Here is a 22514-nt window from a genome sequence, read left to right as displayed (position 1 = left end):
ACAGTTTCGGAAAGGCCTCTCCCGGATACTCCCCCGATTATGGAGTCCACTGAAACTACCTTAGATCCAAATTCCTGAGAAGGGGACTTATGAATAACCCATTGCTGACAAATGATCTGTTACCTCGATTTGACCATATTCGCACCGAGCACATGGAAGAGGCGATTGATCAGATTCTCAGTGAGAACCGGATGAAGATCAGCCAGATCGCCCAGCAGGAAGACCCGACCTGGGAGACCTTGGCCCAGCCGATGCAGGCGCTGGACAACAAGCTGGAAAATGCCTGGTCTGTGATCTCGCATCTGAACGGTGTGATGAACAGCGACGACCTTCGGGCTGTTTACAAGCGCTGCCTTGAAAAACTGACCGAGTACAGCACCGAGCTTAGCCAGAACGCCGAGCTGTGTGAGGCGTATAAAAAATTGAAAGCCCGGGATGACTTCAAGGATCTGACCGAAGCTCAGCGCAAGTCGGTTGACAACACCCTCCGGGATTTCCATCTGGGTGGTGTGGATCTTCCGAAAGAACAGAAAGAGCAGTACGCCAACCTGTCGATGGAACTGTCTGAGTTGTCCAACCGTTTTAGCGACAATGTTCTGGATGCGACCCAGCACTGGTACAAACATATTACCGATGTCTCCGAGCTGTCGGGTTTGCCAGATTCTGCACTGGAAGGCGCCCGCGAAGCGGCGAAACAGAAGGAACTGGATGGTTATGTCGTCACCCTGGATTTCCCCAGCTTCTATCCGGTGCTGACCTATGGCGACAACCGCGAGCTTCGCCGCGAAGTCTATGAAGCCTTTGTGACAAGGGCATCCGACCTCGGGCCGGACGGCGGTACCTGGGACAATACGCCGGTCATGGCAGAGATTCTCAAGCGCCGCCACGCCATGGCTCAATTGCTTGGCTTCAACAACTTCGCTGAGCGCTCCCTGGCCAAGAAAATGGCACGCAGCGTGGATGAAGTGCTTGAGTTCCTGAACCAGCTGGCCGAAAAATCCAAACCGATTGCCGAGCGGGAATTTGCGGAACTCAAAGCTTTCGCCAGCGACACTCACGGCCTCGAAGAGATGCAGGCCTGGGATATTGGTTATTACAGCGAGAAGCTCCGTCAGGAGCGTTACGACATTTCCCCCGAAACTCTGCGGCCTTACTTCCCGGCAGACAAGGTGGTTTCGGGTCTGTTCCGTGTGGCGGAAAAGCTGTTTGACGTGCAGATTGAAGCCAAGCCAGAGGTAGAGACCTGGCACGAGGATGTTACTGCGTACTGCATCAGCCGGGGCGGCGAGCCGCTGGCCTGGTTCTATCTGGATCCCTATGCACGGCAAGGCAAGCGCGGTGGTGCGTGGATGGCAGATTGCCGTATCCGCTGGCGCAACCTGCGCGGTACCGTTCAGCTACCGGTCGCATTCCTGACCTGTAATTTCACGCCGTCCGTGGATGGCAAACCGTCGCTACTGACACATGATGAAGTGACGACCCTGTTCCACGAATTTGGCCACGGCCTGCACCATATGTTGACCCAAGTGGACGTGATGGACGTGTCTGGCATCAACGGTGTGGCGTGGGACGCCGTGGAGCTGCCGTCTCAGTTCCTGGAGAACTGGTGCTGGAATCCGGAGTCGTTGGCATTGATCGCTTCTCACCACGAGACCGGCGAACCTCTGCCAAAGGATTTGCTCGACAAGCTACTGGCAGCGAAGAATTTCCAGTCTGGTATGGCGATGGTTCGCCAGCTTGAATTCTCGCTTTTCGATTTCCGTTTACACGCTGAGTTCACATCTGAAGCACCCACCAATCCGCTGGACATGCACCGGCAGGTGCGCAGTGAGATTGCGGTGGTGGAAGCGCCAGCGTTTAATCGCTTCCCTAATAGCTTCTCGCATATTTTTGCGGGGGGTTACGCCGCGGGTTATTACAGCTACAAATGGGCCGAGGTGCTGGCAGCCGATGCGTTCTCGCTGTTTGAAGAAAATGGGATTTTCGATCAGGAAACCGGAAAGGCCTTCCTGCATAACATCCTGGAGAAAGGCGGTTCTCAGGAGCCCATGGAGCTGTTCAAGGCATTTCGTGGGCGGGAGCCGCAAGTGGACGCCTTGCTGAGGCAGACCGGTATTACTGACGACGCTGCCTGAACCACTGACGCATGGCGGGCGTATGCCCGCCATGCCATTTGACTCCGGAGAGAAATAACATGCCCAGTCCAAAACGCTTTATCGCCGGCGCGGTTTGTCCCCGTTGCGCGGAAATGGACAAGATCATGATGTTTACTACGGACGAGGAAGATCAGATCCGGGAGTGTGTGGCCTGTGGCTTTACGGATGCCATTTCGGATACGCCCAAGCCCGAAAATGCCGAGCTCCAGACCCGCGTAAACAGCAAGGGTAATCAGGACGATCATACCGTCCAGCAAGTCGTGTTCTTCAAGTCAGGCCAGAACGACTGATACTCCGCTATTCTTCCCGAACGAATGCAAATCTCGGAACCTGTTCTCCCGCAACCTCAACGGTTTCCCGGAACATGGTCAGTGGCCTGACCCATAGGCTCCGGTCGCCGTAGAGGCAGCGATAGATTACCATCCGTTCTTCCGTTTCGCTGTGTCGGGCAATATCAATCACCTGATAGTCACGCCCCTTGTAATGGCGATAGCGGCCTGGACGGATTTCGGTTTTCTTGTCAGTCATCGTAAACTCTGCGCCTGTAGGGTTTGGCGACATAATATAAAGCAGACTTTTTGTCTAGCAACTAGACTTACCGCAACGATATGCGCACACCTCTTTTGGGTCAAAAGTGGCTCGCTGCCGGGCCCTTAAGTCTAGCTGAAGTTCCGGATTCGGGTAACGCTCTGCTATGAAAGCATACGGAAGCAGCCTGTTGTGTTGGACACTGCTGAGTGTATTGGCTCTGGCAAATGTCGCAGAGGCGGCAAGCTATCCTGTGGACTGGTTGCGATCCAGTGCCGGCAACCTGACGCTGGACGGAGTCCGACAGCTACCGGCAGACCGCTGGAGTCAGGTTCCGCCCGGGGAAACCTTGAACGTCGGTTTTGATGACGCCGACATCTGGGTGCGCCTTACCCTTCCTGCAAACCAATCCGGACGTTACCTGGAAATTGGCTACCCTTTGCTGGACTACGTCCAAGTGCACTGGTTCAAAGGGAGTCAGCGGCTATCAAGCTTTGAGACAGGCGACCGTCTGGCCTTCGACTCACGCCCTGTGCCTCATCGCCACTTTCTATTTCCGGTTCCATCCTCTGCCGAGCCGATCACTGCTTTTATAAAGGTTCAGTCTGAAGGCTCTGTTCAGGTGCCCATCCAGATCAGTGATGCTGCGGACCTTATTACCTCTGAACAGGTGGACTACGGTTGGCAGGCTCTGTTCCTGGGAATCATGATCGCGATGGCGGTTTACAATGCCTTTGTACTGACGCTGGTCCGAAACCCGGCCTACTTCTGGTATGTACTGACGGTGGTGGCCTCGGCGCTCGTGGTTCTGAATTTTAATGGTCTGTTGTTCCAGTGGTTCTGGCCAGAGTCACCGACCGTCAATCGATTCTTCACGGCACCCATGGTTTCAGTCAACATTTTGGTTGCGGCAATGTTTGCGATCAGTTTCATGTCTCTTCGCAAATACAGCCCCTGGTGTTACCGCGTCATGCAGGGCGTCGTTGGGATCTCGGTACTTGGATTTTTTTATGGCCTGTTCGGTGATTACCAGACCTCGACTGTCTTTGTCAGCGTGCTGGCGGTGTTGGTTACGCCGCTTTCCTTCGTGATTGGCCTGGTGGCATGGCGCAATGGCCAGGTGTTGGCGAAATACTACGTCATCGCCTGGTTTCCTTTTTTGCTGGGACATCTGGTGAATGCCATCAGCAAAATTGGCGTCATTCCCCGCAGTGATCTGACTGATACGGCGCCTCAGATTGGTGTCACATTGGAGGTGATGCTGATGTCTTTTGCGCTGGCGTCCCGTATTAGCCTGGAGCGCAAGCGCCGCCAGGCTGCCCAGGAGCGAACACTGGAAGTGCAGCGTCAGGCCAATCAGACCCTCGAGGCCCGGGTGCAGGCCAGGACCGAAGAGCTGGAGCAGGTAAATGAACGGCTGAAGGCCTTGACCATTACCGATGGTCTGACTCAGGTCGCCAATCGTCGTCGCTTTGACGATTTTCTCGCCAATGAGTTCAAACGAGCCTGCAGGCACCAATACCCGCTGAGTCTCATCCTGTTGGATATTGACCATTTCAAAAGACTCAACGACAACCATGGTCACCTGGTGGGTGACGATTGTCTGGTGCGTGTGGCGTCTGCCTGTAGCGAACTTATCCACCGATCCAGTGATTTGTTGGCTCGCTATGGTGGCGAAGAGTTTGTCGTGCTGTTACCGGACACGCCCGAGACAGGCGCTGTCCACGTGGCTGAAGGGTTGCGAAAGGCAGTGGCGGCCACACCAATGCCACAGGCAAATGGACAGACGCCATTGCGTTTGACCATCAGTGTCGGCGTGGCCAGCATCACGCCGACGCGTGACCATGACGTGGCAGATCTGATCAGGTGCGCAGACGAAGCGCTGTATGCGGCCAAAGGCGCTGGCCGCAATCTGGTGATGATGTTCAGAGCCTCAGGGTCCGAAGAAGTCGAATCCCTTTGACAGCCCATCAGTTTTTCAGCTTGTAGCGACCCGGGCCCAGAAAAATGACGCTAATCGCGATAAACAGGAAGAAACCCTGAAGCTCAAGCGCCCAGCCACCCGACTGGCTCAGTGACAGCAGCTCTCCCGAGTGCACCAGTGCAATCGCCACCAGCATATTGAAGACAATAATCAGCGCGCCGATTCGCGTCTGATATCCCAGTATCACCATCAAGGGTGCCAACAGTTCCCCAATGAACACGCCGTAGGCCAGAAACGTGGGAAGTCCGTGGCTGGCCAACTGACCTTCGATAAATCCGACACCGTGGAACACCTTGGCAATACCGTGAAACAGGAGAAGTCCGCCCAGGGTGAGTCGAACGATCAGTTTTCCGAGGTCAGCATTTTCCAACAAAATGTGGGCTCCAATAAGCAGTGAGTTATAGGTTACGGATGTCAGGATACATAGGGACCAGGCGTTCTATCAGTCTGTTCTGGGCGCTGGAGGGCACCCCATTCTCTTCCATGGCCAGAATCAGGTTTTCTGCCAGAGCGTTGAATTCGGTGTCTGTAATGTTCATGTCGGCATGGCTCTCGCGCATATTACGGCCGGTGTAGGTGCAGGGGCCTCCGCTGACATTGCAGAGCTGGTCGGTGAGGTTGGTGTGAAATTCCTTCACGTCAATGCCGGCAAAATGATCGTTGATTCGATCGTCCTCCACAATCAGATACAACAAGTCCTCGACGATGTCGGCGATACCAGAGCGCTTTCCGAGTTGCTCGTAAAGATTACCTGAAGGGTCAGCGCTATTGGTGGTCTGGCAGCCTCCGATTGTGAGGACTGCCAGCAAAAACAGGGTGAGGGTCATCGGATTAATCGGCTTCATGGTGTCCTCCGGGAATTCAGAAACTGGCTTGCACGGACAGGTAAGCGCCCTTCTGGTTGCCGAGATCGGCGATGTCCGCAACCTCACCCAGATCGACATAGGCAGCTGTCACGGAGACCCGGCGATCCGGCACCCAGGCAATGAAAACGTCCCACCAGTCTTCTTCCTTCGCGAATCCGAGGTTATCGGGTTTCTGGCGATACTCGACACCAACAAGCCACTGACGGGTCAGGAACAGGCTGACGCTGCCTTCGGCCATGGCTTCATAGCTGTCATTTTTGTCACCGCCAAAACCCAGAAGCCCACCCTGGTTGGCTTTGGTCGCGCGAACCGTCCCGTTGACCAGCAAGTTGCGGCCGGCAATGGCTGCGAAGAAGAGCTTGCTGCCACTGGCGTAAAAGTCGGTTCCCGTTTCGTCCTGTGACTGCACGAACTCGGGGACCGCGTATTCCCGGTTCTTTTTGTACTGGAATCCTGCAGACCATTGCCCCCAGGGTGAATAAAGCACATCGCCAATCAACCTGAGTTTCAGTCCCCAGATGTCCTGGGTCAGCTCGTCTTCGTCCAGCCCAGCATTGCTCAACGGGAATACCAGAGAGTCCAGATCGAGAGTCTGCCGTGCAAACGTCAGCTCTACCCGGTTCTGCCAGGTTAGCCCTGCCCCGGTAACATCCAGTGAATAGTCATCGGTGACTGCGCGTGACAGTGTGACAGTACCGCCCCACTCTTCATCGCTGGCGTAGCCGTTCAGTAAAGCCCATGGCGACAGGCCACCGCCGGCACTGCCTTCGATTGAGGTCACGCCTCCGGTTGCCCAAAGACGGCTGCCGACATCCGCGCTGGCCACCGCTGGTAGCGTCAGGCAACCCGCGACGATGGTCAAAGCGAGTAGTCTCATGAACTGGTTTCTCCTGCATGGTCCAATTCGGGCTTCATTTCCCGGAGAGCGTCCAGCGTGGCCTCAAGGTCGGCCGCCGCTACCGGCCGGCTCATATAGAAGCCCTGACCCGTCTCGCAGCCCCAACTTTTGAGTAGATGCCAGGTTTCCCGGTTTTCAATACCTTCAGCAACCACCTTCAGGTCCAGCCCGTGAGCCATATCAATGGTGGATTTCACAATCAGTTGATCCTGAGGTTCACAATTGAGCTGAAGCACAAAGGATTTATCAATTTTAAGTTCCTGAACGGGCAGCTTTCGTAGCTGAGAGAGCGATGAGTAACCGGTTCCGAAATCGTCCACAGAAAGATGAACCCCAAGATCGCGTAACCTTTCCAGGGTACCTAGCGCGGATTCAGGATCGTCCATCAACGCGCTCTCAGTGACTTCCAGAGTGATGCGGGACATGGGCAAACGCCAGTCAGAAAACGCGTCTGCGACCTCGGATGCGAGGTTACCGCGGGTCAGGTCCAGCGCGGAAAGGTTGATGGCAACGCCGATGTCCAATCCGGTCGCGTGCCAGTGGCCGGCATCCTCCGCTACCTGGTGCAACACGTACCGAGTCAGGTCGGTGATCTGGCCAGATTGTTCGGCCAGAAAAATGAACTCCTCGGGCGATATAAAACCCAGCTCGGGGTGAATCCAGCGAACCAGGGCTTCCACCTGAAGCGGTTGGCCGTCAGACATCCGGAGTTGCGGCTGATAGTTCATTTTCAGCCCTTTGTCGGCAATCGCTGCGGTCAGATCGGAAATGATCTGCAGTTCGCGAAGATGATCCTCGTCGCGACCAGGCTGGTAGTGGGTAATCTGATGGCGGTTGCTTTGGGCCAGCTCGAAGGTCAGATTCAGTCTTCGCCGAAGTTGATCCGTATCCTCGGCGTCTTCAGGCAACCGCATGGACACAATGGTGCAATGCAGCGAGAACGGCGTTTTGTTGATGATGATCGGTGCTTTCGCCGTATCAAGCAGTGCCAGTATCTGCGGTTCCAGATCACGTTCGTTCGTGCTGTCGCTGAGTATCAGAAATTCCCGGCCACCAGTACGAGCAATCTCCGTATCCTGGGGCAGCGCCTGGGCCAGTCGCTCTGACACGGCACACAGGACCTGATCACCGAAAGCAAGACCCAGGGTGTCGTTGATATTTGAAAGGTCGCGGATGCGAAGCCCGTATAACCGGTAGGACCGTTTTTTTTGTAGGCCCTCACGGACCTGATCGAAAAAAGCGTTGGCGTTTGGCAGGTCTGTAATTTCATCATGACTGGCGGCGAAGCGAATCTGTTCTTCCCGATCCTTGAGCTTGACCAACATGTCGCCCAGCGCCTGTCGAAGCTGTGCCAGCTCTCCGCCAACCCTCACCTGGGGCGGCTCCGGCGACTGGCCTTCACCTATGGCCTTGGCGTAGTTCGCGAGTCGTAGGACCGGATGGCCAAGACTTCGGGCGATGATAAGCGCAATCAATGCCGCCAGAACCAGAACACCGCTCACCAGTAACAAAATTTCGATAGCGCGCTGGTAATAGGCCTGAAGGCTGGCATCCCGATTGATCAACAGCAGCAGCTGCAGCTCTTTTTCGGATTCTCCGCCCAACTCTACAATCCGGGTAAAGTAATGTTGGCTGCTGACGAATTTGGCTTCACTTTTCTGGCCGCTGGCCATGCGGTTCAGTTCAGTTAGCCGGTCGTCTTCGATGGCCGCGGCGCCCGATATGAACTGGAAGGATTCGTCGCTTCCGTCGCGCGCGCGGAACAGAACCTCCGTGCCGCTGAGTTTTTCGATGATGGTTGCTACTTCATCGCCCAAACGGAAACCGGCGATCAGTTGGGCCCGCAGCCCCGGCGCCTCCACCGGCAGGGTGACCAGCTCTATGGCTTGATTTTCCACCAGGGTGACCTGGCTTGCGAATCCGTTCACTTGTGCTTCAGACAACAGATTCGCGGTTTCGGCACGATCTGCCAGGCTGGAAGGAGGCTCGTCTGCGGTTGCCAGTATCTTGTTATCGATGTTCAGAATCATTGAGAATTCAGCGCCAACCCGTCTGCTCTGATTTTCCAGGGCGCTATCCGCAGTTGGCCTGTCCTGGCTGGCCAGGGCCGAACGAAAGCCGAAGTCCTGGACGACGACGTCGAGGCGGGAAAGGATCAGGCTGGTGCGACGTTCCAGGATTTCGGCGGCTACCCGCTCGCCCAGATTCAGTTGTTCGAGAGCTCGGGATTGTTCATCTTCGAACAGGTACAGCATCATCAGTGCACCAATGGCGACACTGACGATCGCCACCAGCCCGACCATGGCTGAGACAAGTCTGCCCCTGAATCCGATTCGGTTGCCTTTCACCATCAAAGATCCCGGTAGCGATTCTGAAGACTATCCAGGCGCCCGGTTTTCGGGGGTTCGGGTGACAGTTCAAGTGTGAGTTCAACCGGATTGTCTGAAGGCAGGTTGAGGGTGAGCTCGACCATTTGCGTCACGTCAGTCAGCCTGGGGTGCCATAACTGAAGCTTCAGGTCTCCAGTCGCGAGGGTTTCCGGCAGCGACAGACTGGCATTACCGGTGTCATCCGTCTGTGCCGTCAGGTCACTGTCAGTGACCACGATGAATCCCTGCATTTGGTCATGAATGTTGCATCCGACTTCGACAATGCCGGTTTTGTCGAAAACGATGGGCGCTTCAGGCTGGTCCGCAAACAGCTCAAGATTGAACGATTTGGCGGGTGAAAAAGAATAAACATGATGTTGGGTCGCGTCTTTATTCGGGAAATTCACTTCCGAGCCTTTGGCGACCAGCAGAGTGTGGGGCTGGAACTGCCGATTTTTCTGGACCATTTCGGTACTGACGGGGCTTGCCGGTGGCCCATTGGTCGCGATGATGCGTGCATCGGCGACGGGGTCACCTGTCCTGGCATCCATCACCGTGATGGAAAGTTCGGACGAAGCGGCGGTTGCCATTCCGGAATACAGGGCAAGCCACGCCAGAGCTACTAACGTTCTGAACATATCTGGAAATACCACTCACGTGTTGACTACTCGAGGCCTCCCAGGGAGAGGCGAATGTGATTGCGATCCAGCAGGTTATCCCAATACTGTTTCATCCAGTCCCACGCAGTGTTCCTCGTCTGTTCAACAAATGGATCCAGATTCAATTCATAATAGTCCGGTGAACCGGCAATCTGAAGCACCGTGACAGTGATTGACTCGTCAAGTTCATTCGCGAAGGGCTCGCCGATCAACTGATGAGCCAGCAGGTTTGCCCGGGTTGCCTCCACGTCCACAAGTTCACTGGCCCGTGTACAGCGATTGTTTTCGCACATCTCTTCCATGAGTCGGTGGCAAAGGTAGGCGCGGATTAATAGCCCACCCAGCCCGTCATAGCGTACCAGCAGGACAGAGGGCTGAGTAAAGTAACCGATGGCGGCCTTGATAAACGGGGAAAAAAGATCAGACTTTCCGGCCTCGTTGGCGCAGGCTTCTACGCATTCTATAAGGCGCGGCGCCATCTCTATATATTCTAGCGCGAACTGAAACAGGCAACTGGCGGGCTGGTATTCCTCGATCACAATGGTAGATGGCAAAGAGGTGGCCCTTTCCTGCATCTGCCTGAGGAAGCTGCCAGAGCGTGCTTCCTGGCGCCTGGCCTGGTCGATAATGTCTAGCACGGCCTTTGGTGTCATTTCGGGGAATGCCAATGTCTCAACGGAATGGGGTCGCAAGGCGCCTCCCGCAGTCAGGAGCCAGTTCACTGGTCGCAGGCGGGGCACACGCGGTACCTCAGCCAGCTGCTTTTCCCTCAAGTGTAGACCAGATTCCCCGGTCTGCCCGCATCGCTTGCCGGTCTAACCATCCGCGTTTCCAGCGGTCTGCCGCCGACGGTTTCCCTCGAACCATCGATCATGGCGGGTGTGCTGGAGGCATAGCCAGCCCATGGTGAACGCGCGGGCCAGCATCAGGCTGATCAGTGCGAACCACAGGCCATGGTTACCCCATCCGGTGGTAAGCCACCAGATCGGCAAAAAGACCAGCCCCGCAGAGATCAGCATGGTGTTCTGCATGTCACGGGTTCGAGTGGCTCCAATGAACACGCCATCGAACAGGAACCCCCAAACGGCAGCTATTGGCAAGGACCAGAGCCAGGGCAGATATTCCCAGGCGGTCTGTTCCACTTCCTGGATACTGGTCAGCAGGCTGATCAACCAACGACCGCCCAGAACAAAGGCAGCGGTAAACAGTAAAGAGCCCCAGAGGGACCAGCGCAGTGCCACCCGAAAGACATCGTTGAACTGCGATCGGCTGCCCCGACCAACTGCTTCACCGATCAGGGCTTCAGCTGCGTTGGCAAAGCCGTCCAGGCCGTTGGATATTACCAGTAGAAAGGTAATCAGCACGGCGTTGGCAGCGAGAATGGTGTCGCCCTGCCGCGCGCCCTGCGCGGTGAAAAAGGCCAACACCAGCAGCAGCGCGATGGTGCGAACCATGATGTAGCGGTTGACCTGAAGAATGCCGAGATAATCGGTGATTTGGCCGATCAGCGCCCGTGTTAGTGTCTGGCCAGCTGGCATTTTTTTCAGAACCAAATAGAAGCCGACACCTGCCGCAGAATACTCCGCCATGACGGTGGCGATGGCAACACCGGCGCTGTTCCAGCCCAGCAGGGTCACGAACACGACATCCAGCACAATGTTGAGTCCGTTTGCAGCGATCAACATCAGCATCGGGCCCTTGGGAGATTGAGTGCCAATCAGCCAGCCCACCAGGGTGTACTGGCACAGCACGGCAGGCGCACTCCAGATGCGGATGCTGGCATAGCCATAGGCTAACTCTGCCACACGCTGGCTGGGGTTCATCAGTTCCAGGCCCAGCTTGATCAGCGGCTGGTGGGAAAGAATCAGCAGCAACCCTATGATTGTTGCCAGAAGGACGGAACGCAGTAGCAGTGCTACCTGGGCAAATTCATCCCGCTTTCCCCACGCCTGGGCGGCCAGCCCGGTCGTGCCCATGCGCATGAATCCAAACGTCCAGTACAAGATGCTGAACAGATTGGCACCGACGGCAACGGCCCCAAGGTATTCCGGGCTTTCCAGATGTCCCAGCACCGCAGTATCTACCAGCCCCAGCAAGGGCACGGTCAGATTGGTGAGCATCAAGGGCCAGGCCAATGCCCAGAGTCGGCGGTCTGTCGAATCAAGAGCCGTGATAATCGATTGATCGCGTCGATTGTTCAGAAAAACGTCCTTCTTTCGTCCAATTATGGTTTCAGGGACTTTCGAATTGTTGCGATATGTGCCTATACTTGATCCTGTTTTATCCATAGCAGGCTTCCGCTCTGAGCAAGAACAGTGTGTGCGAGCGCTGTTCAGACCAGAGGGATTGGTCGCGAAATCCGACAAGAATAACACTCTGTGGAGACACAGTATGCGCGTGCAAGCTCGACGGGCAGGTGCTCTCTTGGGCGGACTTATGTTACCAGCGGTGTCCCTGGCGGACTGGACGCTGAACATGAGCCCCGGGGTCACTAGCTCCAGTAATGAAATTTTCAGCCTACACATGACCATCCTGTGGATTTGCGTCGCCATCGGCGTCGTCGTTTTCGGGGTCATGTTCTGGTCTATCTTTGCCCATCGGAAATCCGATGACCGCAAACCGGCCAATTTCCACGAAAACACCCTGGTGGAAATTCTCTGGACGGTCATCCCTCTGGTGATCCTCGTTGTCATGGCCATCCCGGCCACCGCCACGCTGGTGGATATGTATGACACGTCCGAAGCCGAGATTGATATCAAGGTCACCGGCTATCAATGGCGCTGGAAGTACGACTACATCGACCAGGAATTCGGTTACTTCTCGAATATTTCGACCAGCGACGACGAAATCTACAACCGCACGGAAAAGAGTGAGCATTATCTGCTCGATGTGGATAATCCCATGGTCATTCCGACCAACACGCGTGTTCGTCTCCTGTTGACAGCCAATGACGTGATCCACAGCTGGTGGGTGCCGGAGTTTGGCGTCAAGAAAGACGCGATTCCTGGTTTCATCAACGAAGTCTGGACCCAGGTCGACGAGCCCGGCATCTACCGTGGGCAGTGCACCGAACTGTGTGGCGTCAAACACGGCTTCATGCCCGTGGTGGTTAAAGCCGTACCACGTGAAGAATACGACGCCTGGGTCAACGAGCAGACCGCCGCTGCCGAGGCGGAGCGCGAACTGACTCAGAAAGACTGGACCATGGCCGAGCTGATGGAGCGGGGCGAAAAAGCCTACGCCACGGCCTGTGCGGCCTGTCACCAGCCTGACGGCACCGGTGCGCCACCCGCCTTCCCGGCTCTGAAAGGCAGCCAGATGGCGCTTGAGGATATGGAAGGCCACATTGATATCGTGGTGAACGGGTCAGCCGGAACGGCCATGCAGGCCTTTGGCAATCAGTTGAGCGAAGTGGATCTGGCGGCGGTGATTACCTACGAGCGTAACGCCTGGGGCAATAACACCGGTGAAATGGTGACGCCCAAGCAGATCTTCGACTACAAGAACCAAGAATGATTAATGACATCACCGTCCGGGTTGAGCGGGCGGTAACGGGGGTTTTATGAGTGCGGTTACCGATACCCACGCCCATGACGATCACCACCACGGCCCGGCCAAGGGCATCACGCGGTGGTTGCTGACGACTAACCATAAAGACATCGGGTCCATGTACCTGATCTTCAGTTTCACCATGTTCCTGTTGGGCGGGGCCATGGCGATGGTGATCCGGGCCGAGCTGTTCCAGCCGGGCCTGCAGATTGTTGAGCCGGAATTCTTCAACCAGATGACGACCATGCATGGTCTGATCATGGTGTTCGGCGCGGTGATGCCGGCCTTCGTGGGCCTGGCCAACTGGATGCTTCCGCTGATGGTGGGCGCGCCCGATATGGCCCTGCCGCGGATGAACAACTGGAGCTTCTGGCTGCTGCCATGCGCCTTCCTGATTCTGGTGTCCACTCTGTTCATGCAGGGCGGTGCGCCAAACTTCGGATGGACCTTCTACGCGCCGCTGTCAACGACGTACGGACCTCCGAGCACCACCTTCTTTATCTTTGCCGTCCACATCATGGGTATCTCATCCATCATGGGCGCCATTAACGTGATTGCCACCATCCTGAACATGCGCGCACCTGGCATGACCCTGATGAAGATGCCGCTGTTCGTCTGGACCTGGCTGATCACCGCTTTCCTGCTGATTGCCGTTATGCCGGTGCTTGCGGGTGTGGTCACCATGATGCTGATGGACATCAATTTCGGCACCAGCTTCTTTGATGCCTCTGGTGGTGGTGATCCGGTGCTGTTCCAGCATGTGTTCTGGTTCTTCGGGCATCCCGAGGTGTACATCATGATCCTGCCTGCTTTCGGGGCCGTGTCTCACATCATTCCTGCCTTCTCACGTAAACCGCTGTTCGGTTACGCATCCATGGTGTATGCGGTGGGTGCGATTGCGCTGCTGTCGTTCGTGGTTTGGGCTCACCACATGTTCACTGTGGGCATCCCCATCGCCGGCCAGCTGTTCTTCATGTACGCAACCATGCTGATTGCGGTACCGACCGGCGTGAAGGTGTTTAACTGGGTGGCGACCATGTTCCGTGGCTCGCTGACGTTTGAGGCACCTATGCTGTTTGCGGTGGCCTTCGTGATTCTGTTCACCATCGGCGGCTTCTCTGGCCTGATGCTGGCGATTGCACCGGCGGACTTCCAGTATCACGACACCTACTTTGTGGTTGCTCACTTCCACTATGTTCTGGTGCCGGGTGCGATCTTTGGTATCTTCGCGTCTGCCTACTTCTGGCTTCCGAAATGGACGGGCCACATGTATGACGAAACCCTGGCCAAGACGCATTTCTGGCTGTCTTTCGTGGGCATGAACCTGGCCTTCTTCCCCATGCACTTCCTTGGCCTGGCCGGTATGCCTCGCCGGATTCCGGATTACGCGCTGCAGTTCGCCGATTTCAACATGGTATCCAGTGTCGGAGCCTTCATGTTTGGCGCGACCCAGATCCTGTTCCTGGTGATTGTGGTCAAGTGTGTGCGTGGCGGTGAAAAAGCTTCGGCCAAGCCCTGGGATGGCGCGGAAGGTCTTGAGTGGACCGTGCCCTCACCGGCGCCTTACCACACATTCGCGACGCCGCCGGAAGTGAAATAAGCGGGCTTAGGAAACAGAGGGGGCACGATGCCCCCGAACAGAACAACAATTGAAAACGGATTAGCCATCGGAGATTGTCATGGCGGAAAACCAGACCTATTACGTTCCGGAACAGAGCAAGTGGCCAATTGTGGCTACTGTTGGCCTGGGTGTGATGCTTTTTGGGCTCTCATCCATCATGGTTAACGGCAAGCAGGGCGCTGAAACCACCGGCTCCTGGATTACCTTCTGGATTGGCTCAGCCATCATGGTATACATGCTGTTCGGCTGGTTCGGCAACGTCATCAAGGAAAGCCGTTCCGGGCTTTACAGCGCCCAGATGGATCGCTCTTTCCGTTGGGGGATGACCTGGTTCATCTTCTCGGAAGTGATGTTTTTCGCAGCGTTTTTTGGTGCGCTGTTTTACGCCCGCATGTTCGCTATCCCCTGGCTGGGTGGCGAAGGGGATAAAGGCAGCACCAACATGCTTTGGGAGGGTTTTCAGGCGACCTGGCCTCTGCTCAACACGCCGGATCCCGAAGCCTATCCTGCGCCGGAAGGCATTATCGGACCCTGGGGACTGCCGCTGATCAATACTATCCTGCTGGTAACGTCGTCGTTCACCGTAACGGTGGCGCACCACGCGCTGAAAGAGAACCATCGCGGTAAGGTCAAGCTCTGGTTGGGAACCACTATTGCGCTGGCATTGGTGTTCGTGTTTGTTCAGGGTTACGAATATGCCCATGCCTATCAGGATCTGAACCTGACGTTGCAGTCTGGCATCTACGGCAGCACTTTCTTCATGTTGACCGGTTTCCACGGTGCCCACGTGATTCTGGGTACGCTGATGCTGACGATCATGCTGATCAGGATCAATAAAGGACACTTCACCGCTGAGAATCACTTTGGCTTTGAAGCGTCCGCCTGGTACTGGCACTTTGTAGACGTTGTCTGGCTCGGACTGTTTGTGTTCGTCTACGTGCTGTAAGGAAGGTTCTTTATAAGGTCAGGGGGTCGGATTAAGCGTCAGGCCCCCCTGCCACAACGCCAGAAGAATAACCGCCAGCAGCGCAACGCTCAGCGCTACCCGCAATGCCAAAGAATTCAGAACCCTATTGGTTTTCCCGCCGTCCTTGATCAGGAAGAATAATCCGCTGAACAGGCTCACAAGAACAGCCAGCATGAGTACAACGATGAGAATTTTCAGCATGATGATTCCTGTGTCGCGAAGCGTGAGTTCAGCGGGCACTATATCAGACCATGGTTGATTCAGTCCCCGGCCGCAGACGCCGCTGGCAGTTTGACTGGCGGTTGCTGCTGTTCTCCGGCTTGTTTCTGCCCCTGCTTCTGGCATTGGGGTTCTGGCAGATTGACCGTGCTGCACAGAAACAACAACAGTTGGACCGCTGGGATCGTCAGAGTACGCAACTGGCCTGGGCTGAACAGTTGAATCAGGGCGTGGCCGAAGGCCAGCCGGTGACCGTGGATGGTCACTATGGGGACAAGACCTGGCTGCTGGACAACCGGACTCGCGACGGTATTGCAGGGTACGAGGTACTGACACTTTTTCAGCCAGTCGCCGGCGAGGCGTTAATCGTTAATCGTGGCTGGGTTCAGGCACCGCGACGCCGGGACGAATTGCCGCAAATCGACACACCGCCTGGCAATGTGGTGTTGGCGGGGCGGCTGGATGAGTATCCTGAGCCGCCCGTGCTGGTCGAGACAACCGGAGTGGATACCAGATGGCCCAGACGGGTGCAGGCTCTGACACAATCGGATGCCGAGGCAGATTCACCGGAGCTGGCGCCTATGATTCTCCGGCTACAAGGGCCGGATCAACCGGGCGCTTATCGAGCCGATTGGGCGCCAGACAGAATGGGGCCGCAAACTCACTATGGCTACGCGGTTCAGTGGTTTTCACTGGCGACCGCACTGGTTATATTGACGGTCGTAGCCAGCTACCGCAAAACTGAGCAAAACAATGACAACGGCTGAATCCATGGATCAGAACAACGAGAATGACAACGTATCGCCAGAACAGGTAAAGCGTGGTCGCAGGACCGCACTGCTTTTATTTGCCATCGGGTTTGGCCCGATGGTGCTGGCAACCGTGATGTATTACACCGGTTGGCTGAACCCGACCGGAAATAGTAACCATGGTGAGCTTCTGCAACCGCCTGCCCCGGTTTCACAGCTGCAAATGCAAGGTGCAGACGGTTCCCCCCTTGAGGATCGCTTCGGACCAGAACTCAAAGAACCGGAGTGGCTGATGATTGTGGTCTCTGCAAATTGCGGATCGGAATGCGAGGATCTCCTCTACCGCACCCGTCAGGTCAATATCGCCCTTGGAAAGAATGCGAACCGGGTAAACCGCTCCGCCTGGTTGGGAAGCATGTCTGATGACCTTGCCCAACGTTGGTCCAGTGAATATGCCGCTACGGAGCAACTCAGCCTGTCTGGCATTGGGGAACCTTCCTGGCCAGCGGGAGTCGATCCAGTTCAGCAGCCGAGAATTCTGGTTGTGGATCCGTTTGGCAATGTCGTCCTTCATTACGGCAGTGAGCACACGGGCAAACAGATGCTGAGTGATCTCAAACACCTGCTCAAACTTTCGCAGATTGGCTAGTGATATTTCGGAGAAACCAGAGTGAATCCAATGCAGTCCGCAGTATCTGGTAAGGCAAACCTGATGGCCAAGCTCTCGCTGATTGCCACCCTGCTGGCAGTGGTGGTGATCATGCTGGGTGCCTGGACACGATTGGTTCACGCCGGCCTGGGGTGCCCTGATTGGCCAGGCTGTTATGGTTTTCTCACCGTTCCTCAGAATGAGGCGAACATTGCCATCGCCAATGCCAGATTCCCGGAAACGCCAGTAGATGTGGAAAAGGGCTGGCCAGAGATGATTCATCGCTACGCTGCCGGATTTCTGGGGCTGGTGGTGTTTGGCCTCGCTGCATACGCTTTCCTTCACCGCAAAGAAGGTCTGCCGTTCCGGCTACCGATGTTCATTGCCGGGTTTATCGTTTTACAGGGTGCGTTCGGCATGTGGACGGTGACTCTGAAGCTTTGGCCCCAGGTGGTGTCTCTGCACCTTTTGGGTGGGTTTACCACCCTCAGTTTATTGACCTTACTGACATTGCGGCTGCGTGCGATGGTTCGAGGTCCAACCCTCACGGACGCAAACCGCAAGCTCCCTAAAGTGTCTCAGTCACTCGACCGTTTTCGATCCTGGCTTTATGGCGGGCTCTTTCTGGTGATTGTGCAGATCGCATTGGGCGCATGGACGGCCGCAAATTACGCAGCCGTCGCCTGTACGGACCTGCCCACCTGCCAGGGTGAATGGTGGCCGGCCGATATGGATTTTCAACACGGGTTTGATATTACCCAACACGTGGGACCGAACTATCTTGGTGGCCAGCTCACCGCGGACGGCCGGGTGGCGATTCATGTGACCCATCGGGTCGGGGCAATTGTCGTGCTTGCGTATATGACGGTATTTCTGGCATTGCTGTGGCGACGCGTCAAAGGCACACTAATGGCCCGGCATGTGGTACTGGTGGCGGGTGTTCTGACCCTGCAGATTCTGTTGGGCCTGGCGAACATCGTGTTTCACATTCCCCTGTCGGTTGCAGTGGCGCATAATGCCATGGGGGCGGGTTTGCTGCTGAGCGTGATCAATCTGATCTGGCGTCTCCATCTGGCCAGAGATCACCAGCCTGAAACGGCAACACAACACACAACAATGAATGATCGAGAGGTGACGGCATGAGCGAGCACGTTGAAAGGCTGCCCGCACAGGCTTCGGAAGAACGAGACCAGTCTGCGAAAATTACCTGGCGCGATTTCCTGGAGCTGACCAAACCCACTGTCGTTGCCATGATGATTCTGACATCGGTCATCGGCATGTTGCTGGCAACCTCGGGCGTTCCCGGCTGGGAAGTCCTGGTCTACGGTAATCTGGGTATTGCCCTGCTGGCTGGCGCCGCTGCTGTGGTGAACCACGTGGTGGATCAGAAGATTGATACCGTCATGGCACGCACCCGCAAGCGTCCGGTGGCGACGGGTAAGATCGCACCGCTTGAGGCTCTGCTGTTTGCTACGGTTTTGGCGTCAGCTGGCATGTTCATTCTGATGTGGCAGGTTAACGATCTGACGGCATGGCTGACGCTGGCTTCGCTGGTGGGTTACGCCGGTGTCTACACGCTGTTCCTGAAACGGATGACCCCCCAAAACATCGTGATTGGTGGTCTGGCTGGCGCGATGCCGCCGCTGTTGGGCTGGACAGCTGTCACCGGGCAGGTAGAAGGCCACGCGCTGCTGCTGGTACTGATCATATTCGCCTGGACTCCGCCGCATTTCTGGGCGCTGGCTATTCATCGCAAGGAAGAGTACGCCAAAGCGGGCATTCCCATGTTGCCGGTCACCCACGGCAATCGTTACACCGAATTACACATTCTGCTGTACACCCTGATGCTGCTCGCGGTCAGCCTTTTGCCCTTCGTAACGGGCATGTCGGGCATGATCTATCTGGTGGGCGCCCTGGCCCTTGGTCTGCGGTTCCTGCAGTATGCTATCCGATTGTTGCGTGGTGACGATCGGCGAGTGGCTCTGAAAACGTTCAAGTTCTCGATCACTTACCTGATGGCATTGTTTGTGGTTCTGCTGGTCGACCACTTCGTGTATTTCTGAGTAGCCGACGGAGACTTCATGACGCGCTCCATCCGTCTGACACTGGTCGTTTTGTTACTGGTGGTGGCCGCTGTTTTTACGATGGTCATTGCCCGTCAGACCTTTCTGGCGGATTCCCAACAGCCGACCCCGCCACCGGTCCTGGACGACATCAACACCTATGTCTACGAGAAACCCAGACCACTGACGGATTTCCAGCTAAAGGACGAGCACGGAGACGCATTCACGCCTGAGGACCTCAAGGGCCAATGGACATTCGCGTTCGTGGGCTACACCAATTGCCCGGATATTTGCCCGGCCGCCATGGCCAATCTGCGCAAAACGGATAGTCTTCTGCCCGAGACGCTGCCACAGCCTCAATACCTGCTGGTTACCGCTGACCCGGAGCATGACACTCCGTCACGGTTAAAAGACTACGTCGGTTTCTTCGGCGACCATTTCCATGGCGCCACAGGGGAATTGGAGATGCTCCGAAGCTTCGCGAAAAGCCTGGGCGCTGTGTTTGTTCACCGTGAAGTGGAAGGGGATTTGCTGGTGGACCACAGTGGCCATTTCGCGCTGATCAATCCCGAAGCCAAACTGGCAGCGATCATTCAGCCCCCTCACAACCCTGAGGACATCGCGGCCGCCTTCCGGAAAATTTATGAATGGGCCCGGGAAAACCATCCGCGCGCGTCACAAACCTAGAACATGCCTACTCACAATCATTCCATGACTGGCGCAGGCGACCCCCTTCCCATCGATGGATTGTTGCCCGACCTGATCGCCCGCCTGGAGTCGAATTCCATCGTATTGTTACAGGCTTCCCCCGGCGCCGGCAAAACCACTCGGGTACCCCTGGCCTTGCTGGATGCTTCCTGGTTACAGGGCCGGAAAATTCTGATGCTGGAACCAAGACGACTGGCGGCAAGGGCGGCCGCAAGGTTCATGTCGGCTCAGCTGGGTGAGAAGGTGGGTGACACCGTCGGCTACCGAACCCGGCTGGATACTCAAGTGTCGAAACAGACCCGGATCGAGGTCGTCACGGAGGGCATCCTCACCCGTATGATTCAGGCGGATCCGGCTTTGGACGAATGCGCGGCCGTCATTTTCGACGAGTTTCATGAACGTTCCCTTCAGGCAGACTTGGGGTTGGCGCTGGTTCGGGAATCCATGCAGGCATTGCGAGAAGATCTGCGGGTGGTGGTCATGTCCGCCACACTGGATACCTCCCCCCTTGCCGCCTTGCTGGGCGATGTACCGGTACTGAGTTCTGAAGGCCGCTCGTTTCCCGTAGAGGAGCGTTATCGACCGGTACCCGCCCGTGGTCGTTTGATCGATCAGGTCTGCAGCGTCATCGAAGAAGCGCTCAAGGACGAAGCCGGATCCCTTTTGGTGTTTCTGCCGGGTGTGGGCGAGATTCGCAGGGTAGAGCGTCAGTTAAAAACCGGCCTGAGCGAACATCTTCGGTCCAACGTGATCATAGCGCCGCTGTTCGGCCAGCTCCGGCCGGCCGAACAGGATCTAGCCATTACCCCCGCACCGGCCGGCAAGCGCAAAGTCGTTTTGGCCACAGCGATTGCGGAATCCAGCCTGACCATTGACGGTATCCGGGTGGTCATCGATGGTGGCCAGCAAAGGCGGGCTGCATTTGATCCCAACAGCGGGATGACCCGTCTGGTCACAGGGTGGGTATCCAAAGCGTCTGCCGAGCAACGTAAGGGCCGTGCCGGACGATTGCAGCCCGGTGTGTGTTACCGGCTCTGGTCAGAATCCACGCAATTTTCCCTGGCTGATTTCGCCCCGCCCGAAATCGAGCAGGCTGACCTGGCACCGTTGGCATTGGAACTGGCCCAGTGGGGCGCGCGAGCGCCTGATCAGCTCGACTGGATTGACCCTCCACCGGCTGCTCACTGGCAACAGGCCTGTGCCCTCCTGCAGTGGCTGGATATGATCGACGCCGAGGGTGCTATTACCCAACACGGCAAAGAGGCCAGGGATCTGGGCGTGCACCCAAGACTGGCTCACATGATGCTCAAGGCCAAACCGTTAGAGCTCGAGTACCTGGCAGGCGAACTGGCAGCGCTATTGGAAGAAAGGGACATTCTGGGCCGGAACGCGGGCAGTGACATGGAAGAGCGGGTGCGGGCGCTGCGCTTGGCACCCGCGGATGACCGCCTCAAACAGGTCCGCCAGGCGGTGCGCAAACTGGTTGGCAAGGCAGAGCAGCCAGACGATTTGCCGGTGCCGGAAGACATCGGCCGGTTGTTAGCTTTGGCTTATCCGGATCGGATTGCCCGCCGGCGAAAATACGGCAGCGCACGTTATCAGCTCAGTAATGGAAAAGGGGCCGCCTTGCGAGACCATGACGCGCTGGTTCGCTATGAGTGGCTGGTGGCCGCAGAGCTGGATGGCAAAACCCGCGAATCCGCCATTTACCTCGCGGCACCGTTGGATACTCAGGTGTTTGACGCCGAGCTGAGGGCCCACGTCGAGGAAAAAGAGGAAGCTCACTGGGATCAGCACCGGGGCACGGTTGTTGCCCGAAAGGTACGCCGAATAGGCCGACTGGAGATCAGCAGTTCGCCCCTGTCGATCACCGATCCTGAATTGTTCAGGCAGGGATTGCTGGCCGCGGTCCGAGACAAAGGCATTCACAGCCTGCCGTGGTCGGAAGGAGCGCGCCAGTGGCAGGCCCGTGTTGAACTGGCTCGATCCGTTGCCCATTCCACTTCCTCTGGAGACGGAGCAGAGCCCTGGCCAGACGTCAGTGACGAAGCACTGTTCGCCACACTGGACACCTGGCTCGGCCCTTTTCTGACCGGTGTGACTCACTGGCGGGAAGTCCAGAACCTGGACTTGCGAGCCGCATTGAGCAGCCTCCTGGACTATTCCCGTCAGCAGTGGCTCGCCGAGCAGGTACCTGAGCGGATGACGATTCCCACCGGACAAACGGTGAGACTGGACTACACCGCGGAAAATGGTCCGGTTCTGGCCGCCAAGCTACAGGCCCTGTTCGGATGGCAGACTACGCCCAAGGTTGCAGAAGGTCGTGTGCCGGTGGTTATTCATTTGTTGTCTCCGGCGCAACGTCCCCTTGCTGTGACGTCAGACTTAGCCAGTTTCTGGCAGAACGGCTATGCGCAGGTGCGGAAAGAACTTCGCGGACGCTATCCCAAGCATCCCTGGCCAGAAGACCCTCTTGCTGCACCGCCTCAGCAGGGAACCAAAAAACGTCCGCCGGCCTGAATCCAGCCG

Annotated in this window: 21 protein-coding genes; 12 read left to right on the top strand and 9 right to left on the bottom strand. The window is 56.6% G+C overall.

Going from position 1 to position 22514, the window contains the following annotated elements:
- Window positions 1–89: 89 nt before the first annotated feature.
- Both prlC and QLQ17_RS00820 read left to right on the top strand, forming a co-directional pair.
- Window positions 90–2135 (top strand): oligopeptidase A, encoded by a 2046-nt coding sequence (gene prlC, locus QLQ17_RS00825; RefSeq protein ID WP_283207642.1) that lies wholly within the window; start codon window positions 90–92, stop codon window positions 2133–2135.
- Window positions 2136–2194: 59 nt separating this feature from the next.
- A complete protein-coding gene (locus QLQ17_RS00820) occupies window positions 2195–2446 on the top strand; it encodes a YheV family putative zinc ribbon protein (RefSeq protein WP_283207641.1) in 252 nt (83 codons plus the stop codon).
- 7 nt (window positions 2447–2453) lie between these two features.
- Here QLQ17_RS00820 and QLQ17_RS00815 read toward each other — a convergent pair whose 3' ends face one another.
- Window positions 2454–2684 (bottom strand): DUF1653 domain-containing protein, encoded by a 231-nt coding sequence (locus QLQ17_RS00815; protein WP_283207640.1) that lies wholly within the window; start codon window positions 2682–2684, stop codon window positions 2454–2456.
- 166 nt (window positions 2685–2850) lie between these two features.
- Between QLQ17_RS00815 and QLQ17_RS00810 the strand changes: the two genes are divergently transcribed.
- The gene (locus QLQ17_RS00810) at window positions 2851–4647 is read left to right on the top strand and encodes a sensor domain-containing diguanylate cyclase (protein ID WP_283207639.1); all 1797 of its coding nucleotides are present in this window, start codon (window positions 2851–2853) and stop codon (window positions 4645–4647) included.
- Window positions 4648–4654: 7 nt separating this feature from the next.
- Here the strand turns inward: QLQ17_RS00810 and QLQ17_RS00805 are convergent, their stop codons facing one another.
- The 7 genes from QLQ17_RS00805 to QLQ17_RS00775 all read right to left on the bottom strand — a co-directional run bounded on the left by QLQ17_RS00805 (window position 4655) and on the right by QLQ17_RS00775 (window position 11580).
- Window positions 4655–5041 (bottom strand): DoxX family protein, encoded by a 387-nt coding sequence (locus QLQ17_RS00805; RefSeq protein WP_283207638.1) that lies wholly within the window; start codon window positions 5039–5041, stop codon window positions 4655–4657.
- Between the two features lie 25 nt (window positions 5042–5066).
- The gene (locus QLQ17_RS00800) at window positions 5067–5513 is read right to left on the bottom strand and encodes a group I truncated hemoglobin (protein ID WP_283207637.1); all 447 of its coding nucleotides are present in this window, start codon (window positions 5511–5513) and stop codon (window positions 5067–5069) included.
- A gap of 16 nt (window positions 5514–5529) precedes the next feature.
- The gene (locus QLQ17_RS00795) at window positions 5530–6411 is read right to left on the bottom strand and encodes a DUF3034 family protein (protein ID WP_283207636.1); all 882 of its coding nucleotides are present in this window, start codon (window positions 6409–6411) and stop codon (window positions 5530–5532) included.
- The gene (locus QLQ17_RS00790; RefSeq protein ID WP_283207635.1) at window positions 6408–8783 is read right to left on the bottom strand and encodes a putative bifunctional diguanylate cyclase/phosphodiesterase; all 2376 of its coding nucleotides are present in this window, start codon (window positions 8781–8783) and stop codon (window positions 6408–6410) included. The genes QLQ17_RS00795 and QLQ17_RS00790 overlap by 4 nt, the downstream gene beginning before the upstream one ends.
- Window positions 8783–9439 (bottom strand): methylamine utilization protein, encoded by a 657-nt coding sequence (locus QLQ17_RS00785; RefSeq protein WP_283207634.1) that lies wholly within the window; start codon window positions 9437–9439, stop codon window positions 8783–8785. Before QLQ17_RS00785 ends, QLQ17_RS00790 begins: the two co-directional genes overlap by 1 nt.
- A 26-nt stretch (window positions 9440–9465) precedes the next feature.
- A complete protein-coding gene (locus QLQ17_RS00780) occupies window positions 9466–10113 on the bottom strand; it encodes a hypothetical protein (protein ID WP_283209025.1) in 648 nt (215 codons plus the stop codon).
- A 162-nt stretch (window positions 10114–10275) separates the two neighbouring features.
- Window positions 10276–11580, bottom strand: a complete 1305-nt coding sequence (locus tag QLQ17_RS00775) for an MATE family efflux transporter (protein WP_283207633.1) — start codon at window positions 11578–11580, stop codon at window positions 10276–10278.
- Window positions 11581–11851: 271 nt separating this feature from the next.
- On the opposite strand from QLQ17_RS00775, the gene coxB reads away from it, so the two are divergent.
- From coxB to QLQ17_RS00760, 3 genes are all read left to right on the top strand, one after another.
- On the top strand, window positions 11852–12976 hold the full coding sequence (coxB, locus tag QLQ17_RS00770) for a cytochrome c oxidase subunit II (RefSeq protein ID WP_283207632.1): 1125 nt from the start codon (window positions 11852–11854) through the stop codon (window positions 12974–12976).
- A gap of 46 nt (window positions 12977–13022) precedes the next feature.
- Window positions 13023–14609: a cytochrome c oxidase subunit I gene (gene ctaD / locus QLQ17_RS00765; protein WP_283207631.1), complete on the top strand. Its 1587-nt coding sequence runs from the start codon at window positions 13023–13025 to the stop codon at window positions 14607–14609.
- A gap of 79 nt (window positions 14610–14688) precedes the next feature.
- Window positions 14689–15576: a cytochrome c oxidase subunit 3 gene (locus QLQ17_RS00760; RefSeq protein ID WP_283207630.1), complete on the top strand. Its 888-nt coding sequence runs from the start codon at window positions 14689–14691 to the stop codon at window positions 15574–15576.
- A gap of 18 nt (window positions 15577–15594) precedes the next feature.
- Here the strand turns inward: QLQ17_RS00760 and QLQ17_RS00755 are convergent, their stop codons facing one another.
- Window positions 15595–15798, bottom strand: coding sequence for a twin transmembrane helix small protein (locus QLQ17_RS00755; RefSeq protein WP_283207629.1), 204 nt, complete (start codon window positions 15796–15798; stop codon window positions 15595–15597).
- A 50-nt stretch (window positions 15799–15848) separates the two neighbouring features.
- Between QLQ17_RS00755 and QLQ17_RS00750 the strand changes: the two genes are divergently transcribed.
- From QLQ17_RS00750 to hrpB, 6 genes are read left to right on the top strand one after another with little or no spacing between them, the layout of a single operon-like run.
- Entirely contained in the window at window positions 15849–16583 is a 735-nt protein-coding gene (locus tag QLQ17_RS00750) for an SURF1 family protein (RefSeq protein ID WP_283207628.1), read from the top strand.
- Window positions 16570–17214, top strand: coding sequence for a redox-active disulfide-containing membrane protein (locus QLQ17_RS00745; protein ID WP_283207627.1), 645 nt, complete (start codon window positions 16570–16572; stop codon window positions 17212–17214). Before QLQ17_RS00750 ends, QLQ17_RS00745 begins: the two co-directional genes overlap by 14 nt.
- Window positions 17215–17244: 30 nt before the next feature.
- On the top strand, window positions 17245–18357 hold the full coding sequence (locus QLQ17_RS00740; RefSeq protein WP_502867343.1) for a COX15/CtaA family protein: 1113 nt from the start codon (window positions 17245–17247) through the stop codon (window positions 18355–18357).
- Complete coding sequence (gene cyoE, locus QLQ17_RS00735; protein WP_283207626.1) at window positions 18354–19277, top strand: heme o synthase; 924 nt, start codon at window positions 18354–18356, stop codon at window positions 19275–19277. Before QLQ17_RS00740 ends, cyoE begins: the two co-directional genes overlap by 4 nt.
- Before the next feature lie 18 nt (window positions 19278–19295).
- The gene (locus QLQ17_RS00730; protein WP_283207625.1) at window positions 19296–19964 is read left to right on the top strand and encodes an SCO family protein; all 669 of its coding nucleotides are present in this window, start codon (window positions 19296–19298) and stop codon (window positions 19962–19964) included.
- 3 nt (window positions 19965–19967) lie between these two features.
- Window positions 19968–22505 (top strand): ATP-dependent helicase HrpB, encoded by a 2538-nt coding sequence (gene hrpB, locus QLQ17_RS00725; RefSeq protein WP_283207624.1) that lies wholly within the window; start codon window positions 19968–19970, stop codon window positions 22503–22505.
- Window positions 22506–22514 lie beyond the last annotated feature (9 nt).

Source organism: Marinobacter sp. CHS3-4 (assembly GCF_030053415.1).
Taxonomy (GTDB): domain Bacteria; phylum Pseudomonadota; class Gammaproteobacteria; order Pseudomonadales; family Oleiphilaceae; genus Marinobacter.
The sequence above is the reverse complement of the archived record's forward strand: the minus strand, read 5'-3'. Positions and strand labels throughout refer to the sequence as shown.